Origin of the sequence: Microbispora sp. KK1-11, from assembly GCF_006874435.1 — a bacterium.
In the GTDB taxonomy this organism is placed as follows: domain Bacteria; phylum Actinomycetota; class Actinomycetes; order Streptosporangiales; family Streptosporangiaceae; genus Microbispora; species Microbispora catharanthi.
Genome location: NZ_VIRJ01000014.1, coordinates 154757 through 169477, shown reverse-complemented (window position 1 = coordinate 169477; position 14721 = coordinate 154757). Strand labels below are relative to the sequence as shown.

The window sequence follows — 14721 nt, the reverse complement described above, 5'->3', positions numbered from 1 at the left end:
CTCATGGGGAGATCCGCCGCGGGTTGGTGGAGATGTGCTGGCCCACCCGCTTGACCAGCATCGCCATCTCGTACGCGATGTGCCCGACGTCGGCGTCCGAAGCGGCCAGGACGGCCAGGCAGGTGCCCTGGCCGGCGGCCGTGACGAACAGGAACGCGGCCTCCATCTCCACGATGGTCTGCCTGACCTCGCCCCCGCCGAAGTGCCGCCCCGCGCCCCGCGCCAGGCTCTGGAAGCCGGCCGCGACCGCGGACAGGTGCTCCGCGTCCTCCCGGCTCAGCCCCTGGGAGGCCCCAACGACGAGGCCGTCGGTGGAGAGGATCACCGCCTGGCGGACGGCGGCGACCCTGCTGATGAGATCGTCGAGCAGCCAGTTCAGTTCGCCGGTCGACGTCGCTTTGCCGGTCATTCGTCACCCTTCTCGCCGTGCGTGTTGTGTACGTGGTCGCCGGGTGCGGCCCCACCCGGCTGATCGGAGTCCTCCCGGCCCCGCAGCGCGCCGCGCTGGAAGGCGCTGAACATCGCCCTGGCCTCCTCCGGTGACCGCTCCTCCACGGTCGGGGCGGACAGCGGCGGCGTCTGCGGCCCCGTCTCGGACTGGGCGCGAAGCTGCGGGGCGATGTTGGCCTGGCGAACCCTGCGCGGCAGGCCGGCGTGGGTCCCGTTGGAGAGGGGGCTCCTGGCCCGCTGTTTGCTCGTCCGCTGCGCCAGGCCGTTCGCCGCCACGCTCGCGGCGGCGGTCGCCGGCTCGGAGGACGGCGCCACGGACGGCGGAGCGGAGGGTGCGGCGGCCGGGCGCGGGTTCTCGAAGTCGGAGCCGAGAGGCCGTGAGGAGAGGTCGTCGCGCGTCGCGGAGGGCACGGCCTCGGTCCGCAGGGCGGCCGGCGTGAAGAACGGGGACGGTTCGGACGCGTCCGTGCGCTCCTCCCGGTCCTCCGTCTCCCAGGGGAACTCCCCGGGAACGCCGTCCGGTACGCCGCCGGGAACGCCGTTGGGAACACCGCCGGGAGCGCCGTTGGGAACACCGCGGGGAGCGTCCCCCGCGATCTCCCCGGTGAGCGTGCGGACCTCCCGGGGGTCGCCGGCGGGGGCAGGGCCGCCCAGTCCGAGGTCGGCCTGGAGCGTGTCGCTGAGCGAGATGTCGGTGTCGTTGCCGCCGACGGCCAGTGCGGGCTTCGCGTGGGCGCCGCGGGGGGCCGGGCCCGCGAGCGCCGCGGGCGAGCCTTCCTCCACCACCAGGGTCCGCGGGATGAGCACGATCGCGGTCGTCCCGCCGTACGGCGAGCCCCGCAGGACCACCCCGATCTGGTGCCGGGCGGCGAGCTGGCCGACGACGAAGAGCCCGAGCCGGTCGCTGTCCGCCAGGTCGAACTCCGGCGGGTCGGCCAGCCGCGCGTTGATCTCGTCGTACTCCTCGGGCGCCAGGCCGAGACCGCGGTCCTCGATCTCCACCGCGAGCCCGTTGGCGACGACCTCCCCGCGCACCGCCACCTTCGTCTGCGGAGGCGAGAAGATCGTGGCGTTCTCCAGCAGCTCGGCGATCAGGTGCACCACGTCGGCCACGGTCGCGCCGACGACGGCGGCGTTCGGCATCGGGGCCATCGAGACGCGGGTGTAGTCCTCGACCTCGGAGATCGCCGCGCGGACCACGTCGATGAGCGGCACCGGCTTGCGCCACGATCGTCCGGGCGCGGAGCCGGACAGGATGATCAGGCTCTCCGCGTGGCGGCGCATGCGGGTGGTCAGGTGGTCGAGCCGGAAGAGGTCCTCCAGGCTCTCGGGGTCCTCGGCGCGGCGCTGCATCGTGTCGAGCAGCGTGAGCTGGCGGTGCAGCAGGGTCTGCTTGCGGCGGGCCAGGTTGAGGAAGACCTGACTGACGCCGCGGCGGAGGGCGGCCTGGCCGACGGCGGCCTCCACCGCCGTGCGCTGGACGGAGCTGAACGCGTGCGCGACGTCCTCGACCTCGTTGGAGCCCGTCGCCTTGATCGGGGGCGCCTCGGCCTCGACGTCCACGTCCTCGCCGCGCCGCAGCTTCTCGACCACCTGCGGCAGCCGTACGTCGGCGAGATCGAGCGCGGCGTCGCGCAGGCCGGCGAGGTCGCGGGCGAGACGGCGGCCGAACCGGACGGAGAAGACGATCGTGGCGATGATCACCACGAGGCCGAGCCCGCCGGCGATCAGGATGCGGAGCATGATCCCGGTGGCGACCGACGTGGCGGAGACGCTGAGCGCGTCCGAGGCCTTCACCCGGGCCGAGTCGAGCCGGAGGATCAGCTGGTCGATGGTCGGCGACCACTTCTCGGCGTCCGCGGGGAGCGGGCCGCCGGAGCGCACCTGGTTGACGATCTGGTTCTCCAGGGCGGTGAACCGGTCGAACAGCGGCGAGGTGAGCACCTGCTCGTACGGCGCCCGCATCTCACCGCTGAGGACGGGCCGGTTCTTGCCGTAGAGGAACCGCCGGGTGGCGACCCACTCGCTGAAGGCGTTCTGCTCGTCGGACGTCATCGTGCCGCTGGCGAGCGCGCCGCGCACGAGGGCGTCCTCACGAGTGATCATCTCGTGCGCGTTGCCCATCCCCTGCATGGCACTGGCCTGCTGGAAGGTGGCCAGATCGGGCACCGAGACGAGCCGCTCGTAGAGCGCGAACAGGTCATCCATGATCGCGTTGTACGCGGTGATCGCGGTCAGCCTGTCGGACCTGCCGAGCGAGACGCCCTCCCGGATCGTGGGCAGGCGTTCGAGGGAGGAAAGCAGGGAGTCCAGGGGCGCCACGAGTTCGTCGCTCATGGCGTCGCGGGTCGCCTCGTCGTCGGCGGACTTCTTGAACCTGTCCGCGGCGGCGGTGGTCTTGGCCTGCTGGGCGGTGAGCGCGGCGGACGTCGTCTGGCCGCTACTGAGGACGCCGGCGGTCAGGGCGCGTTCGGCCTGGATCTGGGTGCCCAGGTCGGTGGAGGTCACGCCGATGGTGTCGTACAGCGCCTTGGAACGCAGGAGGACGAGGCCGTCCCCGACCGTGAGTTTTAGGGCAAATCCCCACATAGCGCTCAACATGAGCAGTGGTAGGAGCAGCAACAAGAAGATCTTGAACCGAATCGAGCGGTTTCTCGAACCCATAGCCCACTCCTGCATTGCTGGAGGCTCGCGCCGCATTTGGGGGGAAATGCACCTCCGGAAGATCGCACAGAAGGCTAGCACCGATACAGTTCTGGCGCAGTGGGAGGAACTGATGATTACAGTGATCACTGGGGCTGGTGCCGGAATCGGTGCAGCTTCTGCCCTTGATCTCGCCCGGCGAGGTCATCAAATCGTGCTCGTCGGACGCACTCCGGAGAAGCTGCGCGTGGTCGCGGACCGCGTGGAGCAGGCCGGTGGCAGCCGTCCGGACACGCTCCTCGCGGACTTCTCCTCCCTCGATCAGGTGCGCCGGCTGGCCGCGGAGTTGCTGGCGCGGTACGAGCGCATCGACGTGCTGATCAACAACGCCGGCGTGATGACGCCCGACCGCCGGACCACCGTGGACGGCAACGAGTCGATGATGCAGGTCAACCACCTGGCGCCGTTCCTGCTGACGAACCTGCTCCTCGACCGGCTCACGGCGTCGTCCGCCCGGGTCGTCACCACCTCCTCACGGGCCGGGAAGACGGGCCGCCTCGACCCCGCCGACCTGTCCAGGGAGCGGCGGCGCTGGAACGGCTGGCTGCAGTACGGCGACTCCAAGCAGGCCAACGCGCTGTTCACCGTGTCGCTCGCCGAGCGCGGCCTGGCCGCCACGTGCCTCCATCCCGGGGTGCTCAAGACCTCGTTCGCCGAGGGCACGTTCTTCATGAAGCTGGTGTGGCTCCTCCCCGGCATGGGCGAACCGCCGGAGGCCGGGGCCGGGCGCATCGTCCACCTCGCCACCCACCCCGACGGCGTCGATCACCCGGGCCGGTATTTCGTCAAGAACGCTCCCGTACGGGTGCCGGAGAGGATGTCGGACCCCGCCCTCGCCGCCGCTCTGTGGGACGCGAGCCTCGCCGCCACCGGTCTGTCCGCCTGAAGGAGCGCGGGACTGGTATCGCCAGTCCCAGGAAGACGGGTCGTCTGGTTGCTCACCCGGTCGCTTCCGCACCCTGGAGTCACGAATGGGAGTCACAGGACGCGCGGCTCCCTGAGAGCCGCACTCCGGCCGCCGCGGCCGGGCAGGGAAAGGGAACAGCAGCCATGAGCACGCTCGCACTCGTCACCGGCGCCACCTCGGGAATCGGCAGGGCCTTCGCCGAGCGCCTGGCCGCCGGCGGACACGACCTGGTCATCGTGGGCCGGCGCAAGGAGCGCCTGGAGGAGTTCGCCGCCTCGCACCCCGAGGTCGGGGTGCGGACGGTGGCCGCCGACCTGTCGACCGACGAGGGCATCGACACGGTCGCCGAGATCTGCGCGGCCGAGCCGCTGACCATGCTCGTGAACAACGCCGGTGTGTCCCACTACATGCCGCTCGCCGAGCTCCCCGCCGGCAAGGCCAGGGAACTCGTGCACGTGAAGGTCGTCGCCCCCACGATGCTCACTCGGGCCGCCGTCGCGGGCATGCGGGAGCGAGGCGAGGGCGCGATCGTCAACGTGGCCGGGATGATCGCCTTCAGCGGCCCCGCGCCGCACTCCCAGATGCCCCGCAGGGCCGTCTACGCCGGAACCCTGGCCCACCTCGTCGTGATGTCCCAGACCCTGGGCGCGGAGCTCGAAGGCACCGGAGTCGCCGTGCAGGTGCTGTGCCCCGGCGTGGTGGCCACCGAGTTCCACGAGCGCCAGGGCCTCGACCTGAGCGCCGTGCCCCGCATGAGCGCCGACGACGTCGTCACGGCCAGCCTGCGCGGCCTGGAGCTGGGCGAGACCGTCTGCGCCCCCGGCGTCGAGGACGCCGGACTCCTTGACGCGGTCTTCCGGGCCGAACTCGCCGCCTTCGGAGGCCAGAGCCCCCGGCTCGCCACGCGCTACCGGACCGTCTGATCCGCCCGGCCTCCACGGCGGAAAGGCGCGGTCGGCCGAGGCCGGCGGACGGGCGCGGGTCGTCGCGCCGGGCCGCCCGCGCACGCCGCGGTAGGACGGCGACGACAGGGCCGGGGTGGGGGGCGGAAGAGTTCGGGCACTGTTCGCCCGCGGTTGCGCCGGTGCTCACGGACGGGTGACTAGGGTCCGGCCGCATGACCGTGACCGCTCCCGTCCGCCCGTCCACCAGGGCCGCCGCCCGCGACCCGCTGCTGGACAACGCCAAGTTCCTGGCCATCGTGCTGGTCGTTTCCGGACACCTCGTCGAGGACCTGCGGGACGTCCCCGCGGCACATGCGCTCTACTTCTTCGTCTACCTCTTCCACATGCCGCTCTTCATCGTCGTCAGCGGCTATTTGTCCCGTAATTTCACGTTTTCTCCGGGTAAGGCGCGCAAGCTCATCAGCGGCCTCGCGGTGCCGTACGTCATCTTCGAGGTGGCCTATTCGCTGCCCCGCTTCTTCTTGTACGGCAAGCTCGAAATCAGCCTGCTCGACCCGTACTACCTGACCTGGTTCCTGATGTCGCTGTTCCTGTGGCGGCTGTCCACGCCGGTCTGGCAGCAGCTGCGCCATCCCCTGGTGATCGCGGTCGGGCTGTGCCTGCTGTCGGGCACCAGCGCCCTGCCCGACGAGTTGTCGATGAACCGCACGTTCGGCCTGCTGCCGTTCTACGTGCTCGGCCTCATGCTCACGCCCGAGCACCTCGGCCGCCTGCGCGGGCGCCGGGCGAGGATCGCGGGCGGGGCCGTCCTGGCGGCGGCGCTCGCCGCGGCGTTCGCCGTGCACACGCTCGTGCCCACGGAGTGGATCCGCTGGCGCCACTCCAACCACCAGATCGGCGTGGACGACCTGACCGGCACGTTGATCCGGCTCGCCATGCTGGCGGCCGGCGCCCTGCTGGTGGCGGCGTTCCTCGCGGTCACCCCGAGCCGCCGCACCTGGTTCACCGGGCTGGGCGCCGCCACGATGTACGCCTACCTGCTGCACGGGTTCGCCGTGAAGGTCGCCGAGCGCTTCCACGACGTCCTCGCCAACCCGCTCGGCGTGACCGCCATGGCGGTCCTCGGAGCCGTCCTCGCGGCCCTGCTCTGCACGTCGCCGGTGCGCAGGGCGTTCCGGTGGGCGGTGGAGCCCGACGTCTCCTGGGCCTTCACCAGACTCCGCCGGCCCGGAAAGAGGGAGCCCGCCGCGACGTGACCGGAACTTCGCGGGTGATCCCACCGTTCTGAACAGTGATGGTGCTGAGTAGGGCGAATCGCGCGGCCGGTGGGGCTGGAAACGGAAGACGGCTCTGTCACGGCAGGGGGATACGGGGTAACCTGCGCATTCGCGGTGCAGCCAGGAGCGGTGAAAACGACGGGGTGACGCGGGTGGTCGGCAGGCAGGGCAGGGTCACGGGCAGGATCGGCCCCGGCCTTGTCGGCGAGGTGATGGTGCCCATTCGCGGGGGTGTCGAGGCGTTCTACGCCTATCCGAGCATTCCGGACGAGGAGATCCCGGTGGGGTCCATCGTCGTCATCGTGGAGTATTCGCCCCCGCGCACCGTCTACGTCGCTCGCGCGGTCGTCTGACTCGCTCCCTCCTCCCTTCCCCCCACTACACGGAGGCTCCCATGTCAACGGAGGTCCTGGTCGTGGGCGGTGTGGCCGTCGTCGCCTTCATCGTCCTCATCCTCCTGTTCAAGGCCATCTGGCGGGTGGCCGAGCCCAACGAGGCGCTGATCATCTCGGGTCTCGGCGCCCATACGAAGAACGAGCTGGCCGACAGCCTCGGCTTCAAGATCGTGACCGGCAAGGGCACCGCCGTGCTGCCCGGCTTCCAGACCGCCCGGCGGCTGCGGCTCGACAGCCGGGCCACGAACCTGCAGGTCAACTGCGTGACCCAGCAGGGCATCCCGGTCCAGGTGCGCGGCGTGATCATCTACAAGGTGGGCGACGACTTCACCAGCATCGCGAACGCCGCCCGGCGCTTCCTCGACCAGCAGGACTCGATGAACGGCGCCATCCACGAGCTGTTCACCGGCCACCTGCGCTCGATCATCGGCAACCTGACCGTCGAGGACCTCATCCTCAACCGCGAGCGGCTCACCAGTGAGACCCGCAGCTCCGCGGCCGACGAGATGAGCAAGCTCGGCCTGGTGGTCGACTCGCTGCAGATCCAGGAGATCGAGGACGAGACCGGCTACATCACCAACCTGGGCAAGCCGCACGCCGCGAAGATCGCCGCCGCCGCGCGCATCGCCGAGGCGCAGCGCGACCAGGAGGCCACCGAGGCCGAGCAGGTCGCCGCCGCGAAGAAGGCCTCCGCCATCCGCGAGTCGCAGATCCAGCAGGCCGGCTACCAGGCGGAGGTGGACCAGGCGGCGGCCAAGGCCCGGCAGGCCGGCCCGCTGTCGGAGGCCACCGCGCGCCAGGAGGTCGTCGTCCAGGAGACCAGGGCCGCCGAGCTGGAGGCCCAGCTTGCCGAGCAGCGGCTCCAGTCGCAGGTTCGCAAGCCCGCCGACGCCAAGGCGTACGAGACCGTCACGCTGTCCCAGGCCGAGCGCGACGCGCGCATCGCCCAGGCCGAGGCGGAGGCCAGGGAGACCGAGCTGCGCGCCGCCGCTCAGGCGTCCCAGGTGAAGCAGGCGGCCGCGGCCGACGCCGAGTCGGTGCGGGTGCGCGGCGAGGCCGCCGCGGCGGCGACCAAGGCGACCGGTCTCGGCGAGGCGGAGGCCGCCAAGGCGCGGGGTCTCGCGGAGGCCGAGGCGGCCAAGGCCAAGGGTCTGGCCGAGGCGGAGGCGGCCAAGGCCAAGGGTCTGGCCGAGGCCGAGGCGATCCGGGCCCGCTCGGAGGCGCTGCGGGAGAACCAGGAGGCGGTCATCGCCCAGCAGCTCGCCGAGAACTGGCCGCAGATCGTCGAGGCCGGCTCCAAGGCGTTCGGCAACGTCGACCACATGGTGGTGCTCAACGGCGCCCAGGGCATCGAGGAGATGCTGGCGAAGGCGCTCACGCTGGGCGGCACCGGGCTGGGCCTGGCCCGCTCCCTGCTGGCCGGCGGCACCCCCGCGGCGGCCAAGGACGGCGCGAGCGTCAACGGCGCCGAGCCCCCCGCGAAGAACGCCATCGACGCCGCCTCCTGACGGCCCGCGCGTTCGTCCCCGTCACCCGGGCGGGGACGAACGTCGGCGGTAGCGGCCGGGGGCGGTGCCGTAGACGCGTTTGAAGGCGGCGCCGAATGCGTACTCCGAGCTGTAACCGACACGGGCGGCGATCTCGGCCAGCCCGGCGTCGGAGTCGCGCAGCCGCTGCGCCGCCGTGGTCATGCGCCACCAGGTCAGGTACGCCAGCGGCGGTTGGCCGACCAGGGCGGTGAAGCGGGCGGCGAAGGCGGCACGGGACATCCCGGCCTCCCGGCCCAGCGACTCGACCGTCCACGGCCGGGCCGGGTCCTGGTGAACGGCGTGCAGGGCCGCGCTGACCGCCGGATCGGCCAGCGCGGCCGCCCATCCGGTGGCCGCGCCCCGGGCGAGTTGCCCGTCGAACCAGGTTCGCAGGATGAAGAGCAGGAGCATGTCCAGCAGCGCGGGGACGACGGCGTCCGTGCCCGGGCGGGGAGCGGCGATCTCGCGGCCGAGGATGGCGACGACCGCACCCAGCTCGGCCTTCGCGTCCGCGGCGGCCTCCGTTCCGTCTCCGGTCGTCGAGGTGGCACGGGTCGGGATATGGATGAGGCCGGGCAGGTCGTGCAGCAGCGGGTGCGCACGCCGAGGGTCGAGGCGGTATCCGCCGCACAAGGTCACCGTGGTCGCCTCGCCGACGTCCGGGGTGTCCGGTCCCACCGAGTCGCCCACCGAGTCGCGCACGAACAACGCCAGGTCCTCGGCCGCCGGGTCGCAGTTGGTGACGGCGAGGGGGGTGGCGGGCGAGTCGGCCAGGCCGTACGGGTGACCCTGTGAGAAGAAGACCACGTCTCCGGCGGACAGCGGGACCGGCGCGGCGACGGCGTCGTCCTCCTGCGGGATGAGCCAGCACGAGCCCTGCAGGATCACCTGGAAACCCGCCGCCCCCGGTACCGCCGGGAACCGCCGTCCCCAGGCGCCGCGCCACTGGACGCGTGCCGCGTTCGGCCGTCCGGTGCGCATGACGGTGATGACATCGCTGAGCACGTCCATGCCGATCACCCTACGGCGGATCAGACGATCGCGTATTAAATCCGGACTTCACGACATTGGGCGTCTTAGGCGGGCCATCCTACGGTGGCACGCATGACACACAAGATCCTGGTCATGGGGGCCACCGGGACCGTCGGGCGCGCGGTCGTGGCCGAGCTGACGGCCCCGCCGCTCGGTCGTTCCCGGTCGATCGCCGAGGCTCCCCACCACGCCTCCACCACCCATGCCGACGCCCCTCCCGCCGGCGTTCCCGAGGTGCTGGCACTGGTTCGCGACCCGGCCGTCGCCGTGCTGCCCCCGGGCGTCGAGCCCGTACGCGGCGACCTCACCGAGCCCGGCTCGTTCGCCGACGCCGTCGAGGGGATCACGGCCGCGTTCCTGGTCTGGCCGTTCGGCACCGCCGACGGGCTCGCCGCGGTCCTCGACGTGGTGGCCCGGCACGCCCGCCGCATTGTGTACCTGTCCTCTGCCGCCCGCCGCCCCGGCGAGCGCGAGGCCGAGGAACTGATCAGGCGCACCGGCCGGGAATGGGTGTTCCTCCGCCCGCACGCCTTCGCGGCCGGCACGCTGCGCTGGGCCGCCGACGCCCGGTTCCGCGCGGACGGCGTGGTCAGCGAACCCTATGGTGGTGCGGCCATGCCGCTGATCCACGAGCGGGACATCGCCGAGGTCGCCGCCCTCGCGCTCACGGGCCGCAGCCCCGCCGGGGTCGCGCACGAGCTGACCGGGCCGGAGACGCTGACCCAGGCCGAGCAGGCACGTGTCATCGGCGAGGCCATCGGCCGCCCGATCCGCTGGGAGGAACTGCCGCCTTCCGAGGGACGGGAGCAAATGATCGCCGGAGGACTGCCGCCGGAGGTCGCGGACGCGATCCTGCGGGCGCGGGCCGAGCTGGTGGGCCGCCCGTGGCCGGTGACGCCCCGCGCCGGCGCGCGCGACTTCCGCAGGTGGGCGGACGAGCACGCGCACCGTTTCCGTGCCACGATGCGGGCCGCCCGCATTCACGTGTACGGCGACGCGTCCGTGATTCGCCAGGAGGAGATCCCGATCCCCGCCCCGGGTCGGGGCGAGGTGCTGATCAAGGTGGCGGGCACCTCGTTCAACCCGTCCGAGATCGGGCTGCGTTCGGGGCTGTTGCGGACGGTGGTGCCGGAGATGGCAGACCTGCCGCTGCCGTACACGCTCGGGTGGGATGTCTCGGGCACCGTTGTGGCGACCGGAGCCGGGGTCTCCCGGCCGCGCCCAGGAGACAGGGTCATGGGCCTGCTGGAGGGCGGTGCGGCGGCGGAGTACTCCGTCGCGCCCGCGCGGCTGCTGGCCCCGGCGCCGAAGGCCGTCCCGCTCGCCGACGCCGCCGCGATCCCGGTGGCGGGACTGACAGCATGGCAGACGGTGTATGAGCACGGCCGGATCGCTCCGGGCCGGCGCGTGCTGGTCAACGGTGCGGGCGGCGGGGTGGGGATGTTCGCCGTGCAGTTCGCCAGAAGGGCGGGAGCGACGGTGATCGCCACGGCAGGGAACGCGTCGAGCGCCGCGGCGGTCCGGGCCTGCGGAGCCGACGAGGTGGTGGACTACCGGACGGATCCTCTGCCCGGGGACCTGGACGTGCTGCTCAACCTCGTCCCGTTCGCGCCCGGCGCCGGCGCGGACCTGGCCCGGCTGGTACGCCCCGGCGGCCACCTCGTCTCGATCACCGCGCCCGTTCAGCCGCCCCCGGGCTCGCGCGTCACCGCCACGCGGTTCGTCACCCGCAACGACGTCGACCAGCTGGCCGAGATGGCCGCCCTGGTGGACGCGGGGGAGATCGTCGTGGACGTCGCCGAGCGGCACCCCCTCGCGGACCTGGCGGCCGTACACCGGATGGCCGAAGCCGGCCGGACCCGGGGCAAGGTCGTCATCGAGCTCTGATCCACAGCGGGCGGTCAGTCGAAGGTCAGCTCGGTCGTACGGCGGGGCATGAGCAGCAGCGCGGCGACGCTGAGCACGGCGACGACGACGAGCGCGATGAAGATGTGGTGGACCGCGTCGTACAGCGCGCCCCGGACGAAGGACGCGGTGGCCGAATGGGCCGCCGCGCCCTGGGCCCTCAGCACCAGGCTGGTGGCGTCGAGGCTGTTCGGCAGCCGTCCCGCGACGTCGGCGGGCGGGTGGGCGAAGCGGTCCGACAGCGTCGCGTTGGAGATGGCGCCGAGCACCGCGGCCCCGACGGTGCTGCCGATCGAGCGGCAGAACATGTTGGTCGCGGTGACCACGCCGCGGCGTTCCCAGCCGACGACCGACTGCACGGCGACCATCGTGGGGCTGGCCGACAGCCCGAGGCCGACGCCGACGACGAAACAGGCGGCCGCGACCTGCCAGATCATCGCGTTCTGCCCGAGCAGCGCGCACAGCACGGTGCCGGCCACCACCACGACGACGCCGATCAGCGCGGTGTCGCGGAACCCGATGCGCATGTAGAAACGGCCGGAGAACGTCGCGGCGAGGGGCCAGCCCACGGTGAGCGCGGCCAGGGCGAAGCCCGCCACCAGCGCGCCGGTGCCCAGCACGCCCTGCGCGTACGTCGGGACGTACGAGGTGAGCCCGATGGTGAGGGCGCCGATGCCGAGGGAGGTCAGGTTGCCGCCGGTCAGCGTGCGGCGGCGGAACACCCACAGGGGCAGCACCGGCTCGGCCGCGCGGCGCTCCACGAGCGCGAAGGCGACGATCAGGAGGAGGCCCGCCGCGAAGATCAGCAGGCTGGGCGCCGAGTTCCAGTCCCAGGCGACGCCGCCCTCGAGCAGGCCGAGGATGAGCAGCGAGGAGCCGCCGGTGAGCAGCGCGGCGCCCGTGTAGTCGATCCGGTGGGAGCCCCGCTGCACCTGCTCCCTGAAGCGCCGGGCCAGCATCCAGGCGGCCACCGCGCCGAGCGGCAGGTTGATGAAGAAGATCCAGCGCCAGGAGACGTACTCGGAGAACACGCCGCCGAGCGTCGGGCCGACCACCGCGGAGATGCCCCACACGCTGGCGAGGTAGCCCTGGACGCGGGCCCGCTCCTCGACCGTGTACAGGTCGCCGGCCATCGTCATGCTGATCGGCTGAACCGCCCCGGCCCCGATGCCCTGGATCGCGCGGAAGGCGATCAGCGCGGGCATGCTCCAGGCCACCCCGCACAGCACCGACCCGAGCAGGAACGCCCCGATGCCGAAGAACATCACCGGCTTGCGCCCGAACACGTCGGCGAGCTTGCCGTAGATGGGGACGGTCACGGCCTGCGTGAGCAGGTAGATCGAGAACAGCCAGGGAAACTGGGAGAACCCGCCGAGGTCGGTGACGACGGACGGCACCGCGGTGGCGATGATCGTGCTGTCCAGCGCCACCAGAGCGGTGCAGAGCATGATGGCGGCGAGCACGGGACCGCGCTCCGACCGTAGCCCGATGCCTTTCGATGCCGTCGTCGTGGTCACGTGAGAGGCTCCCCCTGTCCGGCGTGCACGTACACGGGACCCGCCCGCCCGAAGGCGGGAGGGTCCCGGAACAGGGCAACCATCGCAAACTCCCCGGCATTCCTTGTCGCCGTACGGCAGGATCACGCGCCTGCCGGTATCGGCGCCGGCGTCAGCCGCGGCGCTGGGTCTGTTCCAGGTAGCGCAGGACGGCCGTCACCCTCCGGTCCGCCCGGTCGGTGGGCGCCAGGTCGAGTTTGGCGAAGATGCTGCGGATGTGCTTGTGGACGGCGCCTTCGCTGATGAAGAGTCGTTCGGAGATGGCGGTGTTGCCGAGTCCCTCGGCCATCAGGGCGAGCACGTCGTGTTCCCGGGCGGTCAGCCGTTCCAGCCCGCTGTCGGAGCGGGTGCGTGTGAGCAACTGGGCGACGACCTCCGGGTCGATCGCCGTGCCTCCGGCGGCCACCCGGTGCAGGGCGTCGAGGAACTCGCCGACGCGGCCGACTCTCTCCTTGAGCAGATATCCGAGCCGGTCGGTTCCGGCGGCGAGCAGTTCGGTGGCGAACGCCTGCTCGACGTAGGCGGACAGCACGAGCACCGCCAGCCCGGGCTGACGGCGCCTGGCCTCCACGGCCGCGGCGATGCCCTCGGTGGTGTGGGTCGGAGGCATCCGGACGTCGACGATGGCCACATCGGGCCGGTGGGCGTCGACGGCGGCCAGGAAGGTGTCCGGAGAGTCGGTCGTGGCCACCACGTCCAGGGACTCCGCGCGTAGCAGCAGCGCGACCCCTTCGCGCAGCAACGGGTCGTCCTCGGCTATCACGATCCGCACGGCAACTCCACGTCGAGGGTGGTCGGCCCACCGGGTGGGCTGGTCAGGGTGAGACGCCCGTCGTGCGCCTCGATCCGGCTGCGCATGCCGGTGAGTCCGGAGCCGCGCCGTTCGTCCGCGCCGCCGACGCCGTCATCCTCGATGCGCAGGGACAACCGGTCGCCCGCACGCCGTACGGTCACCGTGGCGTGCCGGGCCCGGCTGTGCCGGGAGATGTTGGTGAGCGCCTCGGCGCTCACGAAGTAGGCGGTGGCCTCGATGGAGGCGGCGCACCTGCCGAGCGCGTCCACGTCCACCCGGCAGGGCACCCCGCAGTTCGCCGCGAGCCCGGCGAGCGCGTCGGCGAGCCCCCGGTCGGCCAGCACGGGCGGCAGGATGCTGCGGACGACCGTACGGAGCTCGGCCAGTGCCTGCTCGGCGGTCTCCTGGGCGCGTTCGAGCAAGTCCTGCGCGCCCGGCCGGTTCTGCGCCAGGGCGCGGCGGGCCGCGCCGAGCAGCACGGTGACGGCGACCAGCCGGTTCTGCGCCCCGTCGTGCAGTGAACGTTCGATCCGCCGCAACTCCGCGGCGTGGGCGTCCAGCGCCGCCGCGCGGGTGGCCGCCAGCTGTGCGATGCGCAGGGACAGGTCCATGTCCGCGGTGGGCGCCAGGAGCCGGCGTCCCGGCCACGCCTGCAACCGGGCCATCCCGGTCCCGAGGACCAGGAAACTGACGGCCAGCCCCACGCCGAGGAGCGCGACCGCCCAGGCGTCGGCGTCGTCGTGCACGTCCCAGAACACCAGGGTCGGGGCGGGGTCCTCCACGGGCAGCGCCCGCCACCACAGCGGGTACGTGATGTCCTGCACGGCGTCCACCACCAGGGTCAACGCCGCCAGGCCGAGGAACAGGCCGAGCGTGCCGTGCACGAGGAGCCAGCACAGCTCCCGCCGTACGGCCGGATCGGCGAGGGCGGCGCGTACGCCGGCCGGCGCGGGTCCCAGATTGACGATTTCCGGCCCCCAGCGGGACAACCGGCCGCGCTCCCGCTCGGCGACGGACCGCACGACGCGCGGCACGGTGGGCGCCAGGAGCAGGCCCAGACCGATCACGCAGGTGAGCGCGACCAGGACGAGCCACAACAGACCGGCGAACGCCAGCAGCGCGGTGCCGAGACCGCCGATGAGGTGTTCGAAGGCGTCGAAGAGGCCATGGGCGCGTGCGGCGACACCCCTCCGGACGTCTCGCCGGTCGTCCTGCCGGGTGTCGGCCGGCTTCCGCTGGCGCGCCGCCATGATGCACACCCCCTCGGGC

Annotated in this window: 12 protein-coding genes; 6 read left to right on the top strand and 6 right to left on the bottom strand. The window is 72.3% G+C overall.

The features are described 5' to 3' along the window. Position 1: 1 nt before the first annotated feature. Together FLW16_RS21340 and FLW16_RS21335 are read right to left on the bottom strand one after the other, a co-directional pair. Positions 2-409: a roadblock/LC7 domain-containing protein gene (locus FLW16_RS21340; RefSeq protein ID WP_030507694.1), complete on the bottom strand. Its 408-nt coding sequence runs from the start codon at positions 407-409 to the stop codon at positions 2-4. After that, positions 406-3039, bottom strand: coding sequence for a nitrate- and nitrite sensing domain-containing protein (locus tag FLW16_RS21335; RefSeq protein WP_185949535.1), 2634 nt, complete (start codon positions 3037-3039; stop codon positions 406-408). Before FLW16_RS21335 ends, FLW16_RS21340 begins: the two co-directional genes overlap by 4 nt. Before the next feature lie 187 nt (positions 3040-3226). On the opposite strand from FLW16_RS21335, the gene FLW16_RS21330 reads away from it, so the two are divergent. The 5 genes from FLW16_RS21330 to FLW16_RS21310 all read left to right on the top strand — a co-directional run bounded on the left by FLW16_RS21330 (position 3227) and on the right by FLW16_RS21310 (position 8145). Continuing rightward, positions 3227-4039, top strand: coding sequence for an SDR family NAD(P)-dependent oxidoreductase (locus tag FLW16_RS21330; RefSeq protein ID WP_142561854.1), 813 nt, complete (start codon positions 3227-3229; stop codon positions 4037-4039). Positions 4040-4203: 164 nt separating this feature from the next. Next, positions 4204-4983, top strand: a complete 780-nt coding sequence (locus tag FLW16_RS21325; protein ID WP_142561853.1) for an SDR family oxidoreductase — start codon at positions 4204-4206, stop codon at positions 4981-4983. A 194-nt stretch (positions 4984-5177) separates the two neighbouring features. Next, complete coding sequence (locus FLW16_RS21320; RefSeq protein WP_142561852.1) at positions 5178-6221, top strand: acyltransferase family protein; 1044 nt, start codon at positions 5178-5180, stop codon at positions 6219-6221. 164 nt (positions 6222-6385) lie between these two features. Beyond that, the gene (locus FLW16_RS21315; RefSeq protein WP_260615442.1) at positions 6386-6595 is read left to right on the top strand and encodes a hypothetical protein; all 210 of its coding nucleotides are present in this window, start codon (positions 6386-6388) and stop codon (positions 6593-6595) included. A gap of 41 nt (positions 6596-6636) precedes the next feature. Then, complete coding sequence (locus tag FLW16_RS21310) at positions 6637-8145, top strand: flotillin family protein (RefSeq protein WP_142561851.1); 1509 nt, start codon at positions 6637-6639, stop codon at positions 8143-8145. Positions 8146-8166: 21 nt separating this feature from the next. Here FLW16_RS21310 and FLW16_RS21305 read toward each other — a convergent pair whose 3' ends face one another. Continuing rightward, positions 8167-9177: an AraC family transcriptional regulator gene (locus tag FLW16_RS21305; RefSeq protein ID WP_142561850.1), complete on the bottom strand. Its 1011-nt coding sequence runs from the start codon at positions 9175-9177 to the stop codon at positions 8167-8169. A gap of 93 nt (positions 9178-9270) precedes the next feature. Here FLW16_RS21305 and FLW16_RS45280 point away from each other — a divergent pair, with 93 nt between their 5' ends. Continuing rightward, positions 9271-11085 (top strand): zinc-binding dehydrogenase, encoded by a 1815-nt coding sequence (locus FLW16_RS45280; RefSeq protein ID WP_185949534.1) that lies wholly within the window; start codon positions 9271-9273, stop codon positions 11083-11085. Positions 11086-11099: 14 nt separating this feature from the next. Here FLW16_RS45280 and FLW16_RS21295 read toward each other — a convergent pair whose 3' ends face one another. The 3 genes from FLW16_RS21295 to FLW16_RS21285 form a co-directional block, all read right to left on the bottom strand. Further along, the gene (locus FLW16_RS21295; protein ID WP_221891200.1) at positions 11100-12620 is read right to left on the bottom strand and encodes an MDR family MFS transporter; all 1521 of its coding nucleotides are present in this window, start codon (positions 12618-12620) and stop codon (positions 11100-11102) included. Positions 12621-12771: 151 nt separating this feature from the next. Then, entirely contained in the window at positions 12772-13431 is a 660-nt protein-coding gene (locus FLW16_RS21290) for a response regulator transcription factor (RefSeq protein WP_142561849.1), read from the bottom strand. Next, the gene (locus FLW16_RS21285) at positions 13419-14702 is read right to left on the bottom strand and encodes a sensor histidine kinase (protein WP_142561848.1); all 1284 of its coding nucleotides are present in this window, start codon (positions 14700-14702) and stop codon (positions 13419-13421) included. Before FLW16_RS21285 ends, FLW16_RS21290 begins: the two co-directional genes overlap by 13 nt. Positions 14703-14721 lie beyond the last annotated feature (19 nt).

Bases quoted from the DNA above. Each gene is read 5' to 3' on its own strand.
- FLW16_RS21340 (WP_030507694.1), bottom strand. From the start codon at position 409: ATGACCGGCAAAGCGACGTCGACCGGCGAACTGAACTGGCTGCTCGAC.
- FLW16_RS21335 (WP_185949535.1), bottom strand. From the start codon at position 3,039: ATGTGGGGATTTGCCCTAAAACTCACGGTCGGGGACGGCCTCGTCCTC.
- FLW16_RS21330 (WP_142561854.1), top strand. From the start codon at position 3,227: ATGATTACAGTGATCACTGGGGCTGGTGCCGGAATCGGTGCAGCTTCT.
- FLW16_RS21325 (WP_142561853.1), top strand. From the start codon at position 4,204: ATGAGCACGCTCGCACTCGTCACCGGCGCCACCTCGGGAATCGGCAGG.
- FLW16_RS21320 (WP_142561852.1), top strand. From the start codon at position 5,178: ATGACCGTGACCGCTCCCGTCCGCCCGTCCACCAGGGCCGCCGCCCGC.
- FLW16_RS21310 (WP_142561851.1), top strand. From the start codon at position 6,637: ATGTCAACGGAGGTCCTGGTCGTGGGCGGTGTGGCCGTCGTCGCCTTC.
- FLW16_RS21305 (WP_142561850.1), bottom strand. From the start codon at position 9,177: ATGGACGTGCTCAGCGATGTCATCACCGTCATGCGCACCGGACGGCCG.
- FLW16_RS45280 (WP_185949534.1), top strand. From the start codon at position 9,271: ATGACACACAAGATCCTGGTCATGGGGGCCACCGGGACCGTCGGGCGC.
- FLW16_RS21285 (WP_142561848.1), bottom strand. From the start codon at position 14,702: ATGGCGGCGCGCCAGCGGAAGCCGGCCGACACCCGGCAGGACGACCGG.